The following is a 19,602-nucleotide window of genomic DNA, read 5'->3' as shown; positions in this document are numbered from 1 at the left end:
TGGGAGCTTCGCCGTCGAGCAGGGGTACGTGCCGGGGGCGGCCGGTCCCGCGCTCCTGGTGACGGCGGCGCTGCCGGAGGGGCGCTCCCCGGCGGGCCGCCCGGGCCGCATCCGGCCGCTGTTCCGGCGTCCCGGGGGCCGGGAGCCCAATCTCGCGCCCGGCCTCCTGGACTTCCTCGGGAAGCGGTACGGGCGCGAGGTCGGCGCCCGTGACTGGCTGGCGTGGACGGTGGCGGCGGCGCTCCCCTCCCCCGCCGGATGCCGCGTCCCGCTGCCCCGGGACCCGGAGGTGTGGGCGGCGGGCGTGGCGCTCGGCCGGGAGCTCGCCGACGTGCAGCTGCGCGGCGCCCTGAGCGGGACGAGGCCCCGGCTGCCGGGCGGACGGCGGCCCTATGTGCGGGCGGCGGTCCCGGCGCGGCCGGCCGCGATGACGTACGACCCCGAGGCCGAGGCGCTGGACGTCGGCGGGGGCCTGATCTCGCCCGTACCGGCGGAGGCCTGGGAGTACCGGGTCGGCGGGGTGCGGGTCCTGGAGCAGTGGTTCGCGCACCGGACGGCCCCGGCGGAGCCCGGCTCCCTGGAGGCCGTCGGGCCGGCCGCCTGGCCGCAGGAGTGGACCTCGGAGCTGCTCGACCTGGTCACCGTGCTCGCGCTGCTCGGGGCGCGGGAGCCGGAGCGCGCGGCGCTCGCGGCCGGGGGCGTCGGCCGGACGGACCTCGTCACGGCCGGGATCCTTCCCGTCCCGTCCTGGTCCCGCCGCCCGGCCTCCGTGCTGGACCATCAGGAGGAAGGTCCGGAAGGCCAGTTCATGCTCCTGTGACCGGGGGTGCGAAGGAGTCCAGGAGGCGGGCGATGGTCATCGCGAAGATCTCGTCCGCGTCGACGGGAGCGGCGGGGACCTCGGCGAGCAGTGCGGCGAGGTGCGGGTACCGGCCGCTCGCCACCTGCCCCATGAGGTAGGCGCCGCGCACCGCCTGCTCCTCCTCCTCCGACCAGGGCAGTCCACGGGCCCGTTCGGCGATGGCCTGCTCGTTGGCGACGGTGGCCATGACCGTGCCGTTGACCATGGCGATCAGCTGCATCTTGAGTCCGGCGGGCTGCTCCAGGGGGGCGAGGCAGCCGAGGCACCACTCCAGGAAGCGCAGGGCGTTGGGGCTGAAGCCGTAGGCGGTGGTCATCACCCGGGGCAGCCAGGGGTGGCGGTACATGATCGCGCGGCTCTGGTGGGCGATCGCGGTCATGTCGGCGCGCCAGTCACCGCTGGGCTCCTCGGGGAGCTCGTACTCGCCGCTGACCGCGTCGACCATCAGCTCGTAGAGGTCCTCCTTGCGGGGGACGTAGTTGTAGAGCGACATGGTGCCGCAGCCGAGTTCGGCGGCGACGCGGCGCATGGAGACCGCGTCGATGCCGTCGGCGTCGGCGATGCGGACGGCCGCGTCCACGATGTCCCGCCGGCTGTAGGCCGGTTTGGGGCCGCGGCCCGCGCGTTCGGGCCGCGCCCAGATCACTTCCGGTTCGGCCGCTCGGCCCGCCATGGATCATCACCTCGCTCCCCATCGTAGTTACGTACGCCGTACGTAGTGGGGTATGGTCGCGCCATGACGACTACGTACGCTGTACTTAGTGAAGGCCTGCGGAAGCGTTACGGCGATGTCCACGCCCTCCGCGGCCTCGACCTCGCGGTTCCCGAGGGCACGGTCTGCGGCGTCCTCGGACCCAACGGCGCCGGCAAGACCACCGCCGTCCGCGTCCTCACCACCCTGGTCGCGCCCGACGCGGGCAGCGCGCTGGTCGCGGGCCACGACGTGGTGCGCGACCCCGCGGGGGTACGGAAGCGGATCGCGGTCACCGGGCAGCACGCCTCGGTCGACGGCGACCTCACGGGCGCCGAGAACCTGCGGCTCTTCGCCCGGCTCCTGCGCGCCCCGCGCTCCCGCGCCGACGAGCTCCTGGAGCGCTTCGGCCTGACCTCGGCGGCCGGCCGGCCCGCCCGCACGTACTCCGGCGGCATGCGGCGCCGCCTCGACCTGGCCGCGAGCCTGATCGTGCCGCCGCGGGTGCTCTTCCTCGACGAGCCCACGACCGGCCTCGACCCGCACAGCCGCGACGGGATCCACGACGCCGTGCGGGAGTTGGCGGACCGGGGCACGACCGTGCTGCTGACCACCCAGTACCTGGAGGAGGCCGACCGGCTCGCCGACGACATCGTGCTGATCGACGAGGGGCGGGCCGCGCAGCGCGGCACCCCGGCCGAACTGAAGGCGCTCGTCGGCAGCTACGCCGAGGTCGTCGTCACCGGCCCGTCGTTCCTCGAAGCGGCCGCGGGCGTCCTCGACCGGCTGACCGGTTCGGCTCCGGTCCTGGACGCCGAGCGGCGCACGGTCGGCGCGGTGACCACGGACACCACGCTCACCCTCCCCCGGATCGTCCGCGAGATCGACGCCGCCGGGGTCCACATCGTCGACGCCTCCCTGCGCCCGCCCACCCTCGACGAGGTGTTCCTGCGCCTCACCGTCCGGAAGGAGCGCGTCGCGTGAGTGCCCTCGTGCACGACGGGACCGCCGTCCTCGGCCGCCACCTCCGGCGGATCGGGCACGCGCCCGCGATCACGGTCATGACCCAGACGATGCCGATCGTCTTCCTGCTCTTCTTCGGGTACGTCTTCGGCAGCGCGCTCGCCGCCCCCGGGCCCGAGTACCGGGCCTTCCTGGTGCCCGGCATGCTCGTGGCGACGGCGGCGGGCGGCCTGATGACCGGCATGCTCCAGGCCGCGCAGGACTCCCACCGGGGCGTCATGGACCGCTTCCGGACCATGCCCGTGAGCCGGGCCGCCGTCCCCCTCGGGCAGGCCCTCGCCGACCTGCTCGCGAGCGCGGTCGGCACGGTCCCGCTGGTCCTGGTCGGCCTCGCCATGGGCTGGCGGATCGAGGGCACGCTTTTGGGGGCGCTGGGCGGTTTCGCCCTGCTGCTCCTCTTCCGCTTCGCGACGACCTGGATCGGCATCCTCCTCGGCCTGGTCTCGAAGAGCGAGGAGGCGGCCGGGCAGCTGGGCAGCGCCGCCTTCATGCTGCCGCTGCTCTCCAACGCGTACATCCCGACCGACGGCATGCCCGGCTGGCTGCGGACGGTCTCCGAGTGGAACCCCGTCTCGGCGGTCACCACGGCGGTGCGCGAGCTGTTCGGCAACGCGCCGGTCCCGGCGGACGCGGCCTGGCCGGTGGCCCACCCGGTCGCGGGCGCGCTGCTCTGGTCGCTCGGCCTCGTCGCCGTCTTCGCCCCGCTCGCCGTGCGCAGATACGCCCGGGGGTGACGTACCCCCTGGTGACAAGGACCGGCCCGGCACGGTAGGCAGGGAGGTCATGAGCACTCAGCCACTCCCCCTCGCCGGGGTCACGGTCGTCGCCGTCGAACAGGCCGTCGCCGCGCCCTTCGCCACCCGTCAGCTCGCCGACCTCGGCGCCCGCGTCGTCAAGATCGAGCGCCCCGACGGCGGGGACTTCGCCCGGGGGTACGACACGGCCGCCCGGGGGCTCGCCTCCCACTTCGTGTGGTGCAACCGCGGCAAGGAGTCGGTGGCGGTCGACCTCAAGGATCCCCGCGGGCTGGCGCTCGTCCGGCGGATGGTGGCCGGCGCCGACGTCTTCGTGCAGAACCTGGCGCAGGGCGCGGCGGCCCGCCTCGGCCTCGACGCCGCCACCCTGTGCGCGGCGCACCCGTGGCTGATCGCGGTGGACGTCTCGGGGTACGGGGCGGAGGGGCCGTACGCGCGGAAGCGGGCCTACGACATGCTCGTGCAGTGCGAGGCGGGCCTGGTGTCGGTGACCGGCACGCCCGAGCGGCCCGTCAAGTCGGGGATCCCGGCCGCCGACATCGCGGCCGGGATGTACGCCTTCTCCGGCGTCCTCGCCGCCCTCGTCCGCCGCGGCACGACCGGCCGGGGCGGGCCGGTGGAGGTCTCCCTGCTCGACTCGCTGGCCGAGTGGATGGGGCATCCGCTGCACCACGGGATGCACGGGGGCACGGCCCCGGCGCGCACGGGGCTCGCGCACGCGGTGATCGCCCCGTACGACGCCTATCCGACGACGGACGGCCTGGTCCTGCTCTCCGTGCAGAACGACCGGGAGTGGCGGCGGCTCGCCGAGCGGGTCCTCGGCCGGCCCGAGCTGGCCGACGCGCCGGAGTTCGCGACGAACACCGCGCGGGTGGCGGGGCGTGCGGCGACGGACGCGGTGGTCGCGGCGGCGCTCGCCCCGCTGACGGCGGCCGAGGCGCTGGCGCGGCTGGACGCGGCGGGCATCGCCTGCGCCCGGCTCAACTCGGTCGCGGAGCTGGCGGACCACCCGCAGCTGACGGCGCGTGACCGGTGGCGGGAGGTGGAGTCCCCGGCGGGGCCGCTGCGCGCGCTGCTGCCGCCGATCGTGTTCCCGGACGCGCCGGAACCGCGGATGGACCGGATCCCGGCTCTCGGCCAGGACACGGACGAGGTGCTCGCCGAGCTGGGGGTGCCGGAGGCGGAGGTGAAGGAGCTGCGGAGCGCGGGGGTGATCGCCTGACGGGGAGCGGGGCGGGGCACTCCGGGCGCCGTGGTGGGGCCCCGGGCACGACGGATCGCCGGACGGGCGGGGACACGTCCGGCGGGGTCGCGTTCGGGGCCGTACGGGCGGCCGAGCCCCCTAGTGGCGCGTGCCGAAGAGCGAGCTGCGCAGGCGGCGGAGCGGTGCGAAGAGCGAGACCCGCGCGCTGCGGCTGCGGTGGCCGTGCACCGGCACCTCGCGCGTACGCGTCGTCAGTTCCCGCATGAGCAGCGTCGCCTCGGCCACTTCGCGCTGGGGCACGGCGGGGCCGCCGAGCACCGCGAGATGGCGGTCGAGGCGCGAACTGGTCGCGCTGCTTCCGCAGGTGATGGCAGGCACTCGCGGCCTGCTGCGCATTGCTATCTGTTCCATGTCACTCCCCACCCGTACAAGGGCACCCGGCCCGGGCAGGTTAACCCTATCGCTCCATCGTGACACCCGTGTATCCCGGCGGCGGGATTCACCGCACTCGTACGGGGGTTGACGATGACTGTCCGAATACATCTGATTCCAGGGCGAGTTGGACAGCACTCGAACACCTGCCGAACCATCACGAACCATCCTGCACTCCGGACCGCCGTCCACGGTCACGAGGACGGGTGTGATCTCCGACACCAAGATCGTCCGGGTCGGTCCCGCACGGGACCCCCGCAGGATCGGAGCCGGGAGGACGCCCCTCGGCTACCGTGGATCCATGACGGTGATCGCGGGTCGTTACCGGCTGCTCGACGTCCTCGCCGAGGGGGCGACGGGCACCGTCTGGCGCGCCCTGGACGAGACCGACCGCCGTGAGGTGGCGCTCAAGGAGTTCCGCGCCCCGGTCGGACTGCCGGCCGACGAGGTCCCCCTGCTGTACGCGCGGCGGGAGCGCGAGGCGCGGGCCGCCGCGCGGATCTCCCACCCGTCCGTCGTACGGGTCCTCGGCGTGGCCACCGAGGACGGCCGGCCCTGGGTCGTGACGGAGCTCGTCCGCGGCCTCACCCTCGCCGAGACCCTCGACGCGGACGGTCCGCTGCCCGCGCGCGAGGCCGCTCGCGTGGGCGCCGAGGTCCTCGCCGGCCTGCGGGCCGCCCGGGAGGCGGGCGTACCGCACCGGGGCGTGGGACCGAAGCAGGTGCTCCTCGCGAACGACGGGCGGGTCGTCGTCACCGGCTTCGGCGGCGCGCCGGACGGCCCCACGGACCCCGGGGCGGATCTGCGTTCCCTCGGGGCGCTCCTGGAGGCGGCGGCGGACGACCGGTCCGGACCGCTGGGCGCCGTGATCGACGGGCTGACGGGCGAGGAGCCCGTCATGACGGCCGATCAGGTCGAGCGCGAACTCCGCCGGGTGGCCGCGGGCGGCGCGCCGAGGACGGAGGCGGCGCCGGTGGAGGCTTCCGCCCCGCCGCGGACCGGCCCCGGCGACGAGGGCGGCACCGGGACACGGGCCGGGACCGCGCCGGCGCCGTCCCGGCGGGCGGGGCCGCAACGGACGGCGCCCCGCCGGGGACCCGTCCTGGTGGCCGGGATCGTCGGGGCGCTGCTGCTCGCGGGGGCGCTGGTGTATCAGGCGGTGCGGGACGACGGACCGGGTACCGGGCCGGGGCCGGGCGGTGTCACGAGCACCGCTCCGTCGGCGCCCGGCACCACGGGCACCGACGGCGGACCGGCTACAGCACCCCGTTGAAGGAGGGCAGGTAGCCGCCGGACTGTCCGGCGGCGGTCGGGTGGTACGACTCGCCGATGTTGAGCCAGTTGACGCTGTGCAGCCAGGCGGAGCCGGAGCAGATCTCGTGCCCGGTGAAGGCGGGGACGACGCTCGAGAAGGTGAAGCCGTGGTCGGCCGCGCGCTTGGCGGTGGCCGCGTTGAGGTAGTCGGAGGCGTTGTTGATGGCGGTGCGCTCGTTCTCGCTCAGGCCGGCGATGCAGCTGCCGTTCAGCTGGTAGAAGCGCGGGTAGCCGAGGACGACCACGTGGGCGGCGGGCGCCTTGCTCCGGATGGCGTTGTAGACGGAGTCGAGCTTTCCGGGGAGCGTGGTGTCGACGTAGGCCTTGGCCTGATTCACGCGGTTGATGCAGGTGGATTCGGATTGCAGCACACAGGTCGTCATGACGTCCGCGAAACCGGCGTCGTTTCCCCCGATCGTGATGGACACCAGGTCGGTGGCGGCCGAGAGGGGGCCGAGCTGATTCGCGGTCACATCACCCGTTCGGGCGCCGGAGCAGGCGGTGAAGGCGAACGAGGAGGGGGCGTTCGCGTTCTTCCACAGGACCGGGTACGCCTTCGTGGAGCGCTTGCAGTCGCCGCTGGCGCTGTCGTAACTCCCGGAGCCCACACCGGAGGAGTACGAGTCCCCCAGGGCCACGTAGTCGAGTGCGGCGGTCTCGGCGGCCTGGGCCGCGCCCGCCCCGGTGAGGGCGAGGACGGCACCGAGCAGGAGCGAGGACGAGAGGGCGGCGGAACGGGACAGTCTCATGGAACCTCCCTGTAGCAGGATCTCTGCGTTACCAGGTAGTAGCATCGGATCCGGCCTCCCGGAAGTGTTCATGTCAAAACTGGGGATGAGCGGCTTCCGATCCTCCGTCAGGAACCGTCGATATCAAGCCACTCCAGGAGGCGAGGCGACCGGCGCCGCGACGGCCGCAAAACCCGGTGCGCGGCCCCACCGGTTGCCCGATCATGGGCGCATGTCCGACACCCCGTCCGCGCCGCCCGCCTCGCTGCCCGTCGTCGTCAACCTCGACGACAGCGACTCGCCGGGCGACGTACTGGACGCGCTGTTCCTCGACCGCTTCGCGACCGGCGAGCAGCCGCACGCGCACAGCACCACCCTGGACCGGGCGAAGCCCGACGCGACGCTGCTCCCGGAAGGGGCCAGGGTGCTGCGGGCCGCGCGGGACGACGACCGCAGCGCGGTGCTCGCCGAGGGCGAGGGCTGGACGATCCTCTCCTCCCGCTGGAACCGGCGCGCGGACGTCACCGTCACGGCGACCGACCCGGAACTGGCGAAGCGGATCCTCGCCGAGGCCACCGAGGGGGCGAAGGACGAGCCGGAGCCGGAGCCCGAGGACGTGACGATGGGCTTCTGGTACGTGGCCCCGCAGCGCGGCCCGCGGCGGATGACCCGCCGGATCAGCGCCGGGACCTGGGAGGAGGTCCGGCCCAACTACTCGGCTCCGGTGGCCGACGCGATGGACGGGCTGATGAAGGTGACCCCGGAGGACATCACCGGCCGGCTCCTGCTGCTGCACGGGCCGCCGGGCACGGGCAAGACCTCGGCGCTGAGGACGCTGGCCCGGGCCTGGCAGGACTGGTGCCGGGTGGACTGCGTGCTCGACCCCGAGCGGCTCTTCAACGACATCGGCTATCTGATGGACATAGCCATCGGCGAGGACGACGGCACGTCGAAGGAGCGCTGGCGGATGCTGCTCCTGGAGGACTGCGACGAGCTGATCCGGGGCGGGGCGAAGCACACGGCGGGTCAGGCCCTGTCACGGCTGCTCAACCTGACGGACGGACTGCTCGGCCAGGGCCGCAACGTCCTGGTCGGGGTCACCACCAACGAGGACCTGGAGCGGCTGCACCCGGCGGTGGTCCGGCCGGGCCGCTGCCTGGCCCGCATCGAGGTCGGGCCGCTGAGCCGGGCCGAGTCGGCGCGGTGGCTCGGCCGCGAGGAGGACGTGCCGCGCGAGGGCGCGACGCTGGCGGAGCTGTTCGCGCTGCGCCGCGGCACGCCCTCGGCGGACCTCCCGGAGCCCCGCACGGCGGGGGCGGGCCTGTACCTGTAGCGGACACGGACGCGTCGGTCGCCCCCGGGGTGCCGACGCGTCACCCGTCCGTAGCGGGTACGGACGGATCAGCCGTCGTACGCCGCCCGCAGGGCCTCGTTCAGCGCCGCCTCCGCGGCCTCACGGCTGAGCCCCAGACGGCGGGCCTCCTCGACGTACTGGGCGGCGGCGGTGGCGGCCCGGCGGGTCGCCGCGTCACCGGCGGCGGCGACGAAGGTGCCGTGCCGCCCGCGCGTCTCGATGACTCCGTCGGCCTCCAGGGCCTTGTACGCCTTGGCGACCGTGTTCGCGGCGAGGCCCAGCTGCTCCGCGAGCCCCCGTACCGTCGGCAGCTTGTATCCGACCGGCAGTCTGCCCGATCGGGCCCGCTCCGAGATCTGGGCACGCAGTTGTTCGTAGGGAGCGGTGGTGGATCCGTGGTCCACGGCGATGGTGAGTGTCACCCCTCCGATTCTGCCCTCACCCCACCGGAAAATGGGAGGCGGTGGTGCGTCCCGCGCCCGTAGCGTGCCACCACATGACTGTGATCGTCCGCGATGTACGGGCCCCGGACGCCGAGGGCTTCGCCCGGGTCCGCCGGGCAGCGCTCCCCTTCATGCTCGCGACCGCCGAGCAGCTGGTCTTCGACTGGGCGCACGCTCACCCCGACAGCCACGCCCGTCCGCTCGTCGCCGTGACCGAGGAGGGCACGGTCATCGGAACGGCGCAGCTGAGGATCGCCCATGACGCCCCGGAGCCCGGAATCGGCTCCGTCAACGTGTACGTGGACCCCGCGCACCTGGGGCGCGGCGCCGGAACGCTGCTGCTGCGCGCCGCCGAGGAGCACCTCGCGGAGCGGGGCGCCCGGACGCTGTACAGCTGGGTCCTGGACACGCCGGCGGACCGGGCCTGGGCCGAGCGGCGCGGCTACTCCCCCAGCCGCTCCGCCCACTTCCTCCGGCTCGACCTGACGACGGCCGGGCTGCCGCCGCTCACGGACCCGCCGCCCGGTGTCGAGCTGCGCACGGCCGAGGACTTCGCGGCCGATCCCCGGCCGCTGTTCGAGCTGGACGCGGTGACGACGGCGGACGAGCCGGGCGACGTGGGCGCGGAGCTGGACGACTACGCGCACTGGCGGGAGACCACCTGGGACCACCCGCACTTCGACCGGGCGCTGACGACGGTCGTCGTCGTGGACGGGGTGCCGGCGGCGTTCAGCGCGGCGCAGACGGACGGTCTGGGCCGCTACTGCTCCGGGATGACCGGCACCGCGCCGGCGTACCGGGGCCGCGGGCTCGCGAAGCTCGCCAAGAACGCCTCGCTGCACCGGGCCAGGGCCGCGGGCTGCGTGGAGGCGCTCACGAGCAACGACGCCGGCAACGGGCCGATGCTGGCGATCAACACATGGTTCGGCTACGAGATCGGCGCGACGGAGGTGCGGCATGTCCGGACGATCGGTTGAGATCACCCTGACGAAGGCGGGCCGGACGAAGATCCGCTACCCGGCCGAGGTGCTGGCGGAGGAGGGCACCCGGCTCTCGGTGCGGGCCCCGTGGGCCGCCGAGGGGGTACGGGACTTCGGCTTCGTGCGGTTCGAGCCCGGTGACGTGTTCGTGGAGCACTACTGGCGCGACCGCTGGTTCACCGTCAAGGAGGTGTGGTCGGCCGACGGCGCCCTGAAGGGCTGGTACTGCGACATCACCCGGCCGGCCGTGATCGACGGTTCCGGGGTGGTCGTCGAGGACCTGGACCTGGACCTGTGGGTGTCGGCGGACGGCAGCGAGGTGCTGCGGCTCGACGAGGACGAGTTCGCGGCGAGCGGTCTCGCCGCCTCCGACCCGGAGGCGGCGGCCCGTGCCGTGGTGGCCCTCGACGAGCTGGAGCTGCTCGGCCGGGAGGGCCTGGTCGACCTGCTGCGTCAGTTCTGAGGCATGCCCTCGGGGACTAACCGCGCAGTTCGATGTCCGCCTGCTCGGCGGCGAGGAAGCCCGGCAGCGGCAGGCCCGACGCGCCGGCCGTGAGCTGCACGAGGGTGGCCTCCACCCGGGCGGCGCCCGGGCGGTAGGCGGGATCCTTCACGACGGCGCTGTTGCTCCACGTGTGGAGGTGCCCGTCGCAGACGGCCCGGGTGCCGCCGATGCCGGTGGAACGGCTCCCCTGCTTGAGGGTGGAGCTGACGAAGACGGGGCCTTCGCTGTCGTCGAGGCAGCGGTACGTGCCGGAGACGGTGACCGTGCTGTCGGCGGCGACCGTGCCGTACTCGTCGACGGTGAGGCCGTCGGTCCCTTCCGCGTGGGCGAGGGGGGCGACGGCGGCGGCGAGCAGGGCCGCTGCGGTGAGGACGAGTCGGACGCGCATGGGGGGTCCCTTCGGGGGTGGGGGGAAGGTGCTGCCCGCCAGGGATACCTGATCAGGCCGCCGACCGTCCGAATCTCACCCCATCGGGGGCGAGTTGGACCGGACGCCGCGCATACGGTCGTACGGTCCTCCCGCCCGTGCCCCGGGCCGCGGCGCGACCGCCCGGAGCGCCGCTGCCGGCGGCTGGACCGACGGTTCCTCAGGGGCTTCTTTCGTCCGCCTTAACGCGGTCCTAAGGATCGCCGTCTCCCGCTCCTCGGCGGCTTCCCGGCGGGTGCGAGCGGCTAGTTTCCTCGGCAACCCCCGCACCACCCTCGTGAAGGAGTCGTTCCCCCATGACCTCACGCCGTACGGTCACGGTCCTCACCACCGCCCTGGTCCTGTCCGGACTCGCCGCCGGTCCCGCGTCCGCGCACGGGTCGATGTCGGACCCGGTGAGCCGGGTCTCGGCCTGTTACGCGGAGGGGCCCGAAGCGCCGAGGTCGGCGGCCTGCAGGGCGGCCGTGGCGGCGAGCGGGGCGCAGGCGTTCTACGACTGGAACGCGGTGAACATCGCCGCAGCGGCCGGGCAGCACCGGCGGCTGATCCCGGACGGCAGGCTGTGCAGCGCGGGCAACGACAAGTACCGGGGGCTCGACCTGGCGCGGGCCGACTGGCCGGCGAGCTCCATGAAGCCCGGCCCGCACACCTTCCGGTACCGGGGGACCGCCCCGCACAGGGGCTCGTTCGCGCTGTACGTGACGAAGGACGGGTACGACCCGACGAAGCCGCTGAAGTGGTCGGACCTGGAGGAGACGCCGTTCGCGACGGTGACCGACCCGGGGATGGAGAACGGGGACTACGTGTTCCGGGGGACCGTGCCGAAGAAGTCCGGCCGCCATCTCATCTATTCGATCTGGCAGCGCTCCGACTCCCCCGAGGCGTTCTACACCTGCTCGGACGTGGTGTTCGGGCAGGAGGCGGGCGACGCCCCCGCGCCGGGCGCCTCCGCGCCGGGCGCCCCCGCGCCGAGTGCCTCGGCGCCCACCGACGAGCAGGTCGAGGCGGGCGAGGACCGGTCCTCGGTCGAGCACGGCGGGCACGGGGACGGTGACGCGGCGACGGGCGCGGAGGCGACGACGGCGGGCACGGGGGCGACGGCGGCGGGCGCGGGGGCGGCGGCCCCGGCCCGGCCGGCCACCACGGCGCCCGCCCAGGAGCCCGCGTCCGGCGCCGCCACGCCCGACGCGCCCGCGCCCGCGGCCGGTTCGGGCTCCGGTGCGGAGCTTGCGGAGACGGGCGGCGACGCCACCGCCCCGTATCTCGCGGTCGGTGGCGCCGCCGTGCTCGCGCTCGGTGCGGCGGTGCTCTTCGGGACGGCCCGGCGGCGCCGGGCCCGGGGCTAGCCGATCACCGAGAGGCAGGTGGTCGGGGTCGCGTGGGCCGGGTCGAGGGCGTTGGCCACCTCGTGGAAGGTGACCCGGTCCACCGTGCCGATCGCCACGTGCTCGGAGAGGTCGAGCGCGCACTTGTCCTGGATGAGGACGTTGGTGACGTTCGGTCCGGTCAGGAACTGGGAGCGGTACGGGGTGACGACCTCGTCGTACTGGGTCGCGATGACGTGGTAGCGGACGCCCGGCACGGTGTCGCCGCCCTCGTTGAGCTTGGTGATGAAGGCCGAGCCGGCGATCTGGTCGGCGAGGCCCGGGGTCGTGGAGCTGATGACGTCCTCGGCACCGGGGAAGTACGGGAGGAGCTTGGTGAGGCCGAGCAGGGTGGTGCCGTGGTTGTCGGGGGCGATGCCGACGAGCGCGTTCACCTTTTCGGCCCCGCCGAGGAACTTGAGGTACCAGCGGGGCATCATGCCGCCCTGCGAGTGTCCGACGAGGTCGGCCTCGGGGGCGCCGGTGGCGGCGAGGACCCGGTCGACGTAGGTGTCGAGCTGTCCGGCGGAGGCGGCGATGGGACCGAGCCCGTTGAAGAAGGGCACGCCCGGCAGCTGGCCGTAGTCGAGCGAGAAGACGCAGTAGCCCCGGTTGACCAGATAGGGCGCCAGGGCGAGCCAGTTGTCGACGGAGTTCCCGAAGGTGCCGTGGACGAGGACGACGGGGCGCGGGTGCGCCGCGGACGGCTTGCAGGTGAAGTCGTTCCAGCCACGGCTGGGGGCGGTGTCGGCCTGGGCGGCGGCGGTGGGGGCGAGGGTGGCGGCGGCGGTCAGGAGGAGCACGGACAGCGCTCTGACGGCGCTCTTCCAGGACTTCGGGGGCAGCATCGGGCGATCTCCTTGCGGCTCAAGGGGAAGGTGGGGGTGCTGTGCCCTGCGGTCCGGACCACAAGTGGGGATGCTCTCCAGCCAAGCTACGCACGGGTAGCCTGGGCTGGGAAGTTACGCGTCGGTAAAAAGTCCTGTGTCCTCGTCAGGCGGCCGCCGGAGCCGCCGGGTGACGCGCAAGGGGGCGTGCTCGGCCATTCGGCCCCCACCCGCCTGCGGAAACTCTCCCGGACCCGGAGCGTGGGGGGCATGAGTCTCGTCGACGAACTGAAAAGCGCCGTCACCCCCCGAGCCGCCCTGCTCGTCGTCGGCGTCTTCGCCCTTCAACTCCTGTTCATCACCTCGTACGTCGGGGCCCTGCACAATCCGAAACCCACGGACGTCCCCTTCGGCGTCGTCGCCCCCCAGCAGCTCTCCGCCACCCTGACGGAACGGTTGGCGCAGCTGCCCGGCGATCCCCTCGACCCGCGCGCGGTCGCGAACGAGGCCCAGGCGCGGGAGCAGATCCTGGACCGGGACATCGACGGGGCCCTCATCGTCGACCCGCGGGGCCGCACCGACACCCTGCTCGTCGCCTCCGGCGGCGGCAAGGTGCTCTCCGCGACCCTGGAGGCGATGGTGACGAAGCTGGAGGCGGCCGACCAGCGCCGCGTGCGGACCGTCGACGTGGCCCCCTCCTCCTCCCAGGACTTCAACGGGCTCTCCGCCTTCTACCTGGTCATCGGCTGGTGCGTCGGCGGTTACATCTGCGCCGCGATCCTGGCGATCAGCGCGGGCTCGCGGCCCGCCAACCGGGAGCGCGCGATCATCCGGCTCGGGGTCCTGGCGCTCTACTCGGCCCTCGGCGGCCTCGGCGGCGCGATCATCGTCGGCCCGGTCCTCGGCGCCCTGCCCGGCAGCATCGCGGCCCTGTGGGGCCTGGGCACCCTGGTGGTCTTCGCGGTGGGCGCCGCCACCCTCGCCCTGCAGTCGGTGTTCGGGATCGTCGGCATCGGCCTGGCGATCCTGCTCGTCGTGATCGCGGGCAACCCGAGCGCGGGCGGCGCCTTCCCGCTGCCGATGCTGCCGCCGTTCTGGCGGGCGATCGGCCCGTACCTGCCTCCGGGGGCGGGCACCTGGGCGGCGCGCTCGATCGCGTACTTCAAGGGCAACGGCATGACCGTCTCGATGGTGGTCCTGTCGGTCTGGGCGGTCGTAGGCGCGGCCGTCACCCTGGTGCTGTCCTCGGTGCGGCGGACGCCTGCGGCGGAACCGATCGCCTCGGAGGTGGACGGGGTCCGCCTGTAGGCCGCACGGGGCCGGAGGCCCTGGAACGAGCACGGTCCCTCCGGCCGCCGACGGCGGCCGGAGGGACCGTGCGGAGGGAGATCCGCCCGGACCGGGAACCGGTCCGGTCCCGAGGTCAGTACACGTTCACCCCGTACGCGCTCAGCGCCTCCGTCACGGGCTGGAAGAAGGTCGTCCCGCCCGAGGAGCAGTTGCCGCTGCCGCCCGAGGTGAGACCGATCGCCCGGCTGCCCGAGTAGAGCGGGCCGCCGGAGTCGCCGGGCTCGGCGCAGACGTTGGTCTGGATCATGCCGTAGACGATGTCGCCGCCGCCGTAGTTCACGGTGGCGTTCAGGCCGGTCACCGTGCCGCTGTGGATGCCGGTGGTGGAGCCGCGGCGGGTGACGGACATGCCCACGGTGGCGTTGGCGGCGCTGGTGATGTCGACGCTGCCGACCGTGCCGGACTTGGTCACCGAGGTGTTGGTGTAGCGCACGATGCCGTAGTCGTTGGTCGGGAAGCTCGATCCGGCGGTGGAGCCGAGCACCGTGGTCCGGGAGGAGTTGGAGTACCAGGTGCCCGCGCCGTCGGTGCAGTGGCCGGCGGTGAGGAAGTAGTAGTTCCCCGCGCCGTCCCTGACGTTGAAGCCGAGCGAGCAGCGCCAGCTGCTCGCGTAGATGGCGTCGCCGCCGGAGATCAGCTTGTTGAACGTGCCGGGGGTGCGCTCGATGCGCAGCGCGCCCGCGTTGACCCCGGCCCGGTGCTTGATCTTCGCGATCTCGGCCTGGGAGACGGTGGAGTCGGCGGTGACGACGACCTTGCCGCTGGCGGTGTCGACGCGCCAGGCGGTGCCGGCCACGTCGGCGGCGAGGACGGCGTCGCTCGCGGCGGAGAGCCGGGTGGCGCTGAACGTCTGGGTCGAGTCGGCACTCGCGGTGGGGACGCCGAGCGTCGCGGCGGCGGCGACGAGGCCGGCGGTGAGGGCGAGCAGCCGGAACTTCTTGGTGGGGGTGGTGCGCATGGTCTCGTTCCTCCTGGGTGGGGGTTTGGTGAACGGGCCGTGCGGGTGGGATCAGTAGAGGCTGACCTTGTACGCGGAGAGCGCCTCGGGCACCGGCTGGTAGAAGGTGGTGCCGCCCGTCCGGCAGTTGCCGCTGCCGCCGGAGGTGATGCCGAGGGCCTTGCTTCCGTCGTAGAGCGGGCCGCCGGAGTCTCCGGGCTCGGCGCAGACGTTGGTCTGGATCATGCCCTTCACCGTGCCGCCGCCGGAGTAGCGGACGGTGACGTTGAGGCCGGTGACCGTGCCGCCGTGGGTGCCGGTGGTGGAGCCGGTGCGCTTGACGGACTCGCCCACGTAGGCGTCGGCGGCGGTGTAGCCGCCGGAGTGGCTGAGCGAGGTGTTGTCGTAGCGGACCAGGGCGTAGTCGTTGCCCGGGAAGCTGGAGCCGACGGTGGCGCCGATCAGGGTCGACTGCGCGGAGTTGGTGTACCAGGTCTTCGCGACGTTGCCGCAGTGGCCGGCGGTCAGGAAGTAGTACGTGGAGCCGCTGACCACGTTGAAGCCGAGCGAGCAGCGGTAGCCGCCGCCGTAGATGGCGTCTCCGGCGGCGAGCAGGGGCTTGAAGACGCCGGGGGTGCGCTGGACGCGGAGGGCTCCGGCGTCGGCGCCCGCCTGGCGCTGGATCTTCGCGAGTTCGGCGTCGGTGACGGTGGAGTCGGCGGTGACGACGACCCGGCCCGCGGCTCTGTCCACGTACCAGGCCGTGCCGCCGACCCCGGCCGCCTCCACGGCGGCGTCGGCGCGGGCCAGCTGGGCGGCTCCGGCGGGACCGGGCGCGGGGGCGGCCTGGGCGCCGGGGAGTCCGAGGGCCGTCGCGGCGGCGAGACCGGCGGCGACCGCGAGCAGACGGGTGCGGGTGTTCCTCACTGTGCTCCTCACAATTCTCCTTCTGGGAAAAGCGGAGGGGCCCGTGGATGGCGGGCCCGTGAGGCGCCATCAGGTGACGTGTTCCTGACATGCACCGCCAGTGATAGTGGCCCTCTCCGAGCGGACGCACAAGACCGCGGTACGGACGGACGCCCCCGGCCGTCGTGGCCGGGGCCGTCCGCCATCCGTACCTCTGCGGCGAAAGGCCTGCTCAGGCCGGGTTCAGCCGCCGCTCCCCGGCCGGCACCGCGGTGTCGAGCGTGTTCCCGGGCGGCGGGAACGGGCAGATGAAGTGATCCGCGAAGGCGCACGGCGGCAGCAGCGCGCGGTTGAAGTCGACCGTCACCGAACCGTCCGCCGCCGGGGCCTCCGGCCGCAGGAAACGGAAGCGGTAGCTGTCCCGGCCGCTGGTGGCGTCCGCGAAGACCGCCCACAGGGTGCCGTCGTCCTCGACGGCCACCTGGAGGACGTGCTCGCCACCGTGCAGCTCGAAGGACAGCTCCCCGGAGAGGCCGAGCCCGCGCTCCCGGCCGTCGGCGTTCTCCACCCGTACGCTGCGCGTCTTCCCGTACGGACGGAACACGCCGGGCACCACCCAGCGCTCGTCGTACGGGGTGGCCTCGATGCCCCGGAAGGCGCGGCGCGCCTCCGATCCCGGGTCGAAGTCCCGTACGGCCCACAGCCCTTCGCGTCGCAGCACCACGAGCCGCCGGCCCGCCGACTCGACCCGGGACTCGTGGATCGGACCGTGGTCGGCGGTGAGCCGGACCGTGCCGGCGAAGGGCTTGCCGTCGACGGTGAGCCCCTCCTCGGCGCCCGCCGTCAGGACCACCTCGTCGCCGTCCTCCCGCCACTCACCGGGAATGGCCGGAATGCGCCCCTCGGGGAAGTCCGCGAGCCAGTGGGTGCCCGTGAGGGAGAGCGGGCCGTACGAGGAGGCGACCGCGGCCTCGCGCTGCTCGTGCCAGTGCTGCCAGTCCTGCTGTGGATCCGTGCTCATGGTGTGTCACCTTTCCATACGGGATCGGGAAGGCCGAGGTGCGAGCGCAGCGTGGTGCCCGTGTACTCCGTGCGGAAGACCCCGCGCTCCTGGAGCAGCGGGACGACCTGGTCGACGAAGTCGCCGAGGCCGCCGGGGGCGAGGTGCGGGACGAGGATGAAGCCGTCCGGCCGCGTCCGTGGCGACGAACTCCTCCAGGGCCGCCGCGACCGTCGCCGGGGAGCCCACGAAGGACTGCCGGCCCGTCGCCTCGATGACCGTCTGACGGATCGAGAGCCCCTTCGCCTCGGACAGCGCCCGCCACTTCCTCGCCACCGCGACCGGGTCGTCGACCCGCACCCGGCCCTGGACGAGGGCCGAGTCCGGGTCGGGGTCGATGTCCGGAAGCGGACCGTCGGGGTCGTGGCCGGAGAGGTCGCGGCCCCAGATCCGTTCGAGCGCGAGGAGGGCGTTCTGCGGGGAGACCTGCTGCCGGCGGATCTCGGCCGCCGCCTCCTGAGCGTCGGCGTCGGTGTCGCCGAGGACGTACGTCACCCCCGGCATGATCTTCAGGTCGCCGGGGGCCCTGCCGTACCGGGCGAGCCTCCCCTTGACGTCGGCGTAGAACTCCCGGCCGGCCTCCGGGGTGGGGTGCCGGGTGCTGTGCTCTTCCGGGGGAAGACCCCCGGACCCCCAGCAGGCAGAGACCGCGTCGGCGGCCTCGGCGACAAGTCCCAGCACCTGGACGGAACCTCTCGCCCGGATGACGGCCGAATGTCCCTGAAGGGCACGGAACGGTGAACCGCCGCTGGTTCTGTGGACCTCCAGGGGCAGGGGCGCGAAGCAGCCTCCAGAGGTCAGGGGTTCACCACCGCGCGTCGGGCGGGGGTGCCCGTGGTCTTCGTGGACCCGCGCAACACCTCCCGGCAGTGCTCGGAGTGCAAGCACACCCATCGCACGAACAGGGTGACTCAGGCACGGTTCGTCTGCCGGTCCTGTGGGGCCGTCCTGCGCGCGGACCACAACGGCTCCCGCAACATCGCCCACCGGGGCGAGGCTGTGTGGAAGCGGGGCGCGGTCAACCGCCCCAGAACCAGCACACGCTGATTCCGGACGCAGGGGACCCCGCGGCAGCCGGCCGCGCTCCACCTGCAATCTCGGCCCTTCATCTCAGAGCCGGGAAGTTGACGTGGTGCAGCTTGCGGCGGTCGACGAACCGTCCAGCACGACTGTACGGATGGCGGAGAGCGACGGGGTCGTGCTCAGGCACCGCCAACCTGCCGCCAGAGCCGGGGCGAGCTCTGCGGCGAGGCGGCGAGCGGCCAGGTGCCGGTGTTCAGGAACAGGGGTTTCAGCTCTTGGTGCGGGGCAGGCCGGGCGGGTTGATCTCCGACTTCCGCACGGCCTCGTTGCTCAGCCCCCACCGCTTGAGGACCTGGGCGTAGGTGCCGTTCTCGACGATGTGGTCGATCGCGGCCGCGTAGGCGGCGACCAGGCCGCTGTCCTTCTTCGTGGTGGCCGCGATCTTGCCCTGGAGTCCGGCGCCCGCTCCGGAGAACTTGCCGACGGCCTCGGTCTGTCCGGCGGAGGCCACGTGGTAGGCGACGGTCGGGTTGGGGCCGAGGTAGCCGTCGATCCGGCCGGACTGGAGGGCGAGGTAGTAGTCGGTCGTGTTGTCGTAGTACTTGATGTCGACGCCCTTGCGGCCGGCCTTCTCGTTCTGCCGGGACCAGTCGACGAGGATCTTCTCCTGGTTGGTGCCGCTGCCGACGGCGATCCGCTTGCCCGACACGTCCTCGGGGCCCTTCACCGTCCAGCCGGATCCCTTCTTCGCCTCGAAGGCGAGGTCGTCGAGGCGGTAGGTCGCGAAGTCGTACTTGTCCTTGCGCTCCTCGGTGACGGTGACGTTGGAGAAGACGCCGTCGTACTTGCCGCTGTCCAGGCCGACGAAGAGGTTCTCCCAGGAGACCGGGTTGAACTCGGGCTTCAGGCCGAGGGCGTCGGCGACCAGCGTGGCGAGGTCGACCTCGACGCCGATCAGCGTCTTGTCGTCGGTGGCGCGGAAGGCGAGCGGCGGATTGCTCTTGGCGGAGACGCCGAGGACCAGGGTGCCTCTCTCCCGGACGGCCGCCGGCAGCTTGGCGGCGATCGCGTCGACCTTGGCGGTGTGGATGCGGTTCTGGTTCGGGGACACGTTGATGCCGGTGTCCTTCTGTCCCTCCGGCTTGATCTCGCCGACGGCGGCGTCGCCCGCGCCGCAGGCGGTGAGGAGCCCGAGGGCGGTGAGCGAGGCGAGGGCGGTGAGGACGGTGCGACGGGTCTTCATGGCGGGAACTCCTGTGGGGGAGGAGGGGGGGGGGGGGGGGGGGGACGGGGAGGGCGCGGAGCAAGGGTGGGAGGGCGGGGGGGGAGGGGGCGTGGGCATGAGGGGTGGAGAGGGAGAAGGTGGCGGCGGGGAAGGAGAGGGGGGCGCCTGCCCGACCACGACTCCGCCGTCACC

Annotated in this window: 21 protein-coding genes and 1 pseudogene; 11 read left to right on the top strand and 11 right to left on the bottom strand. The window is 73.4% G+C overall.

Annotated features, from left to right (window positions below):
* Positions 1-820 (top strand): type ISP restriction/modification enzyme (locus K7G60_RS34955; protein ID WP_308082991.1); only part of this gene is annotated, 820 nt, incomplete at its 5' end.
* Here K7G60_RS34955 and K7G60_RS34950 read toward each other — a convergent pair.
* On the bottom strand, positions 807-1,535 hold the full coding sequence (locus K7G60_RS34950) for a TetR/AcrR family transcriptional regulator (protein ID WP_225804987.1): 729 nt from the start codon (positions 1,533-1,535) through the stop codon (positions 807-809). The genes K7G60_RS34955 and K7G60_RS34950 overlap by 14 nt on opposite strands.
* Positions 1,536-1,598: 63 nt before the next feature.
* On the opposite strand from K7G60_RS34950, the gene K7G60_RS34945 reads away from it, so the two are divergent.
* Genes K7G60_RS34945 through K7G60_RS34935 form a run of 3 tightly spaced genes read left to right on the top strand, consistent with a single transcriptional unit; the run spans position 1,599 to position 4,553 of the window.
* Complete coding sequence (locus K7G60_RS34945; protein WP_225804986.1) at positions 1,599-2,537, top strand: ATP-binding cassette domain-containing protein; 939 nt, start codon at positions 1,599-1,601, stop codon at positions 2,535-2,537.
* Positions 2,534-3,310 carry an ABC transporter permease gene (locus tag K7G60_RS34940; RefSeq protein ID WP_225804985.1) on the top strand — a complete coding sequence of 259 codons (777 nt, stop codon included), beginning with the start codon at positions 2,534-2,536 and terminating at the stop codon, positions 3,308-3,310. The genes K7G60_RS34945 and K7G60_RS34940 overlap by 4 nt, the downstream gene beginning before the upstream one ends.
* A gap of 49 nt (positions 3,311-3,359) precedes the next feature.
* Positions 3,360-4,553, top strand: coding sequence for a CaiB/BaiF CoA-transferase family protein (locus tag K7G60_RS34935; protein WP_225804984.1), 1,194 nt, complete (start codon positions 3,360-3,362; stop codon positions 4,551-4,553).
* 120 nt (positions 4,554-4,673) lie between these two features.
* Here the strand turns inward: K7G60_RS34935 and K7G60_RS34930 are convergent, their stop codons facing one another.
* Positions 4,674-4,946, bottom strand: a complete 273-nt coding sequence (locus tag K7G60_RS34930) for a hypothetical protein (RefSeq protein ID WP_041128464.1) — start codon at positions 4,944-4,946, stop codon at positions 4,674-4,676.
* Between the two features lie 322 nt (positions 4,947-5,268).
* Between K7G60_RS34930 and K7G60_RS34925 the strand changes: the two genes are divergently transcribed.
* Complete coding sequence (locus tag K7G60_RS34925; protein WP_225804983.1) at positions 5,269-6,240, top strand: protein kinase; 972 nt, start codon at positions 5,269-5,271, stop codon at positions 6,238-6,240.
* On the opposite strand, the gene K7G60_RS34920 is transcribed toward K7G60_RS34925, so the two are convergent.
* A complete protein-coding gene (locus K7G60_RS34920; protein WP_225804982.1) occupies positions 6,224-7,030 on the bottom strand; it encodes an SGNH/GDSL hydrolase family protein in 807 nt (268 codons plus the stop codon). The genes K7G60_RS34925 and K7G60_RS34920 overlap by 17 nt on opposite strands.
* Positions 7,031-7,241: 211 nt before the next feature.
* Between K7G60_RS34920 and K7G60_RS34915 the strand changes: the two genes are divergently transcribed.
* Positions 7,242-8,342 (top strand): DUF5925 domain-containing protein, encoded by a 1,101-nt coding sequence (locus K7G60_RS34915; protein ID WP_225804981.1) that lies wholly within the window; start codon positions 7,242-7,244, stop codon positions 8,340-8,342.
* 68 nt (positions 8,343-8,410) lie between these two features.
* Here K7G60_RS34915 and K7G60_RS34910 read toward each other — a convergent pair whose 3' ends face one another.
* Complete coding sequence (locus K7G60_RS34910; protein WP_123450784.1) at positions 8,411-8,785, bottom strand: GntR family transcriptional regulator; 375 nt, start codon at positions 8,783-8,785, stop codon at positions 8,411-8,413.
* A gap of 74 nt (positions 8,786-8,859) precedes the next feature.
* Here K7G60_RS34910 and K7G60_RS34905 point away from each other — a divergent pair, with 74 nt between their 5' ends.
* Both K7G60_RS34905 and K7G60_RS34900 read left to right on the top strand, forming a co-directional pair.
* On the top strand, positions 8,860-9,783 hold the full coding sequence (locus tag K7G60_RS34905) for a GNAT family N-acetyltransferase (protein WP_225804980.1): 924 nt from the start codon (positions 8,860-8,862) through the stop codon (positions 9,781-9,783).
* The gene (locus K7G60_RS34900) at positions 9,764-10,249 is read left to right on the top strand and encodes a DUF402 domain-containing protein (RefSeq protein WP_225804979.1); all 486 of its coding nucleotides are present in this window, start codon (positions 9,764-9,766) and stop codon (positions 10,247-10,249) included. The genes K7G60_RS34905 and K7G60_RS34900 overlap by 20 nt, the downstream gene beginning before the upstream one ends.
* 16 nt (positions 10,250-10,265) lie before the next feature.
* On the opposite strand, the gene K7G60_RS34895 is transcribed toward K7G60_RS34900, so the two are convergent.
* Positions 10,266-10,679 carry a DUF6299 family protein gene (locus tag K7G60_RS34895; RefSeq protein WP_225804978.1) on the bottom strand — a complete coding sequence of 138 codons (414 nt, stop codon included), beginning with the start codon at positions 10,677-10,679 and terminating at the stop codon, positions 10,266-10,268.
* Positions 10,680-11,014: 335 nt separating this feature from the next.
* On the opposite strand from K7G60_RS34895, the gene K7G60_RS34890 reads away from it, so the two are divergent.
* A complete protein-coding gene (locus K7G60_RS34890; RefSeq protein WP_225804977.1) occupies positions 11,015-12,064 on the top strand; it encodes a lytic polysaccharide monooxygenase in 1,050 nt (349 codons plus the stop codon).
* On the opposite strand, the gene K7G60_RS34885 is transcribed toward K7G60_RS34890, so the two are convergent.
* Positions 12,061-12,930 carry a triacylglycerol lipase gene (locus K7G60_RS34885; RefSeq protein ID WP_225804976.1) on the bottom strand — a complete coding sequence of 290 codons (870 nt, stop codon included), beginning with the start codon at positions 12,928-12,930 and terminating at the stop codon, positions 12,061-12,063. The genes K7G60_RS34890 and K7G60_RS34885 overlap by 4 nt on opposite strands.
* A 249-nt stretch (positions 12,931-13,179) precedes the next feature.
* Here K7G60_RS34885 and K7G60_RS34880 point away from each other — a divergent pair, with 249 nt between their 5' ends.
* Entirely contained in the window at positions 13,180-14,217 is a 1,038-nt protein-coding gene (locus K7G60_RS34880; RefSeq protein WP_225804975.1) for a DUF3533 domain-containing protein, read from the top strand.
* Positions 14,218-14,332: 115 nt separating this feature from the next.
* On the opposite strand, the gene K7G60_RS34875 is transcribed toward K7G60_RS34880, so the two are convergent.
* From K7G60_RS34875 to K7G60_RS34860, 4 genes and pseudogenes are all read right to left on the bottom strand, one after another.
* Positions 14,333-15,217: a S1 family peptidase gene (locus tag K7G60_RS34875; RefSeq protein WP_225804974.1), complete on the bottom strand. Its 885-nt coding sequence runs from the start codon at positions 15,215-15,217 to the stop codon at positions 14,333-14,335.
* 51 nt (positions 15,218-15,268) lie between these two features.
* Entirely contained in the window at positions 15,269-16,135 is an 867-nt protein-coding gene (locus K7G60_RS34870) for a S1 family peptidase (RefSeq protein ID WP_225804973.1), read from the bottom strand.
* Positions 16,136-16,334: 199 nt separating this feature from the next.
* Positions 16,335-17,123, bottom strand: coding sequence for a DUF1684 domain-containing protein (locus K7G60_RS34865; protein ID WP_225804972.1), 789 nt, complete (start codon positions 17,121-17,123; stop codon positions 16,335-16,337).
* A pseudogene (locus tag K7G60_RS34860) lies at positions 17,120-17,894 on the bottom strand (LLM class flavin-dependent oxidoreductase); the annotation flags it as partial. The pseudogene K7G60_RS34860 and the gene K7G60_RS34865, both read right to left, overlap by 4 nt.
* A 24-nt stretch (positions 17,895-17,918) precedes the next feature.
* Between K7G60_RS34860 and K7G60_RS39300 the strand changes: the two are divergent.
* The gene (locus K7G60_RS39300; RefSeq protein ID WP_225804971.1) at positions 17,919-18,209 is read left to right on the top strand and encodes a zinc ribbon domain-containing protein; all 291 of its coding nucleotides are present in this window, start codon (positions 17,919-17,921) and stop codon (positions 18,207-18,209) included.
* Between the two features lie 244 nt (positions 18,210-18,453).
* Here K7G60_RS39300 and K7G60_RS34850 read toward each other — a convergent pair whose 3' ends face one another.
* Positions 18,454-19,428: an ABC transporter substrate-binding protein gene (locus K7G60_RS34850; RefSeq protein WP_225804970.1), complete on the bottom strand. Its 975-nt coding sequence runs from the start codon at positions 19,426-19,428 to the stop codon at positions 18,454-18,456.
* Positions 19,429-19,602 lie beyond the last annotated feature (174 nt).

The sequence above is a fragment of the Streptomyces sp. NK15101 genome (genome assembly GCF_020400725.1).
Taxonomy (GTDB): domain Bacteria; phylum Actinomycetota; class Actinomycetes; order Streptomycetales; family Streptomycetaceae; genus Streptomyces.
Note: the sequence above shows the minus strand (reverse complement) of the source record. Positions and strands in the feature narration are given on the sequence as shown.

Excerpts from the sequence above, each read along its gene's own strand:
- K7G60_RS34950 (WP_225804987.1), bottom strand. The coding sequence starts at position 1,535 with ATGGCGGGCCGAGCGGCCGAACCGGAAGTGATCTGGGCGCGGCCCGAA.
- K7G60_RS34945 (WP_225804986.1), top strand. The coding sequence starts at position 1,599 with ATGACGACTACGTACGCTGTACTTAGTGAAGGCCTGCGGAAGCGTTAC.
- K7G60_RS34935 (WP_225804984.1), top strand. The coding sequence starts at position 3,360 with ATGAGCACTCAGCCACTCCCCCTCGCCGGGGTCACGGTCGTCGCCGTC.
- K7G60_RS34930 (WP_041128464.1), bottom strand. The coding sequence starts at position 4,946 with ATGGAACAGATAGCAATGCGCAGCAGGCCGCGAGTGCCTGCCATCACC.
- K7G60_RS34925 (WP_225804983.1), top strand. The coding sequence starts at position 5,269 with ATGACGGTGATCGCGGGTCGTTACCGGCTGCTCGACGTCCTCGCCGAG.
- K7G60_RS34920 (WP_225804982.1), bottom strand. The coding sequence starts at position 7,030 with ATGAGACTGTCCCGTTCCGCCGCCCTCTCGTCCTCGCTCCTGCTCGGT.
- K7G60_RS34915 (WP_225804981.1), top strand. The coding sequence starts at position 7,242 with ATGTCCGACACCCCGTCCGCGCCGCCCGCCTCGCTGCCCGTCGTCGTC.
- K7G60_RS34905 (WP_225804980.1), top strand. The coding sequence starts at position 8,860 with ATGACTGTGATCGTCCGCGATGTACGGGCCCCGGACGCCGAGGGCTTC.
- K7G60_RS34900 (WP_225804979.1), top strand. The coding sequence starts at position 9,764 with ATGTCCGGACGATCGGTTGAGATCACCCTGACGAAGGCGGGCCGGACG.
- K7G60_RS34895 (WP_225804978.1), bottom strand. The coding sequence starts at position 10,679 with ATGCGCGTCCGACTCGTCCTCACCGCAGCGGCCCTGCTCGCCGCCGCC.
- K7G60_RS34890 (WP_225804977.1), top strand. The coding sequence starts at position 11,015 with ATGACCTCACGCCGTACGGTCACGGTCCTCACCACCGCCCTGGTCCTG.
- K7G60_RS34885 (WP_225804976.1), bottom strand. The coding sequence starts at position 12,930 with ATGCTGCCCCCGAAGTCCTGGAAGAGCGCCGTCAGAGCGCTGTCCGTG.
- K7G60_RS34880 (WP_225804975.1), top strand. The coding sequence starts at position 13,180 with ATGAGTCTCGTCGACGAACTGAAAAGCGCCGTCACCCCCCGAGCCGCC.
- K7G60_RS34875 (WP_225804974.1), bottom strand. The coding sequence starts at position 15,217 with ATGCGCACCACCCCCACCAAGAAGTTCCGGCTGCTCGCCCTCACCGCC.
- K7G60_RS34865 (WP_225804972.1), bottom strand. The coding sequence starts at position 17,123 with ATGAGCACGGATCCACAGCAGGACTGGCAGCACTGGCACGAGCAGCGC.
- K7G60_RS34850 (WP_225804970.1), bottom strand. The coding sequence starts at position 19,428 with ATGAAGACCCGTCGCACCGTCCTCACCGCCCTCGCCTCGCTCACCGCC.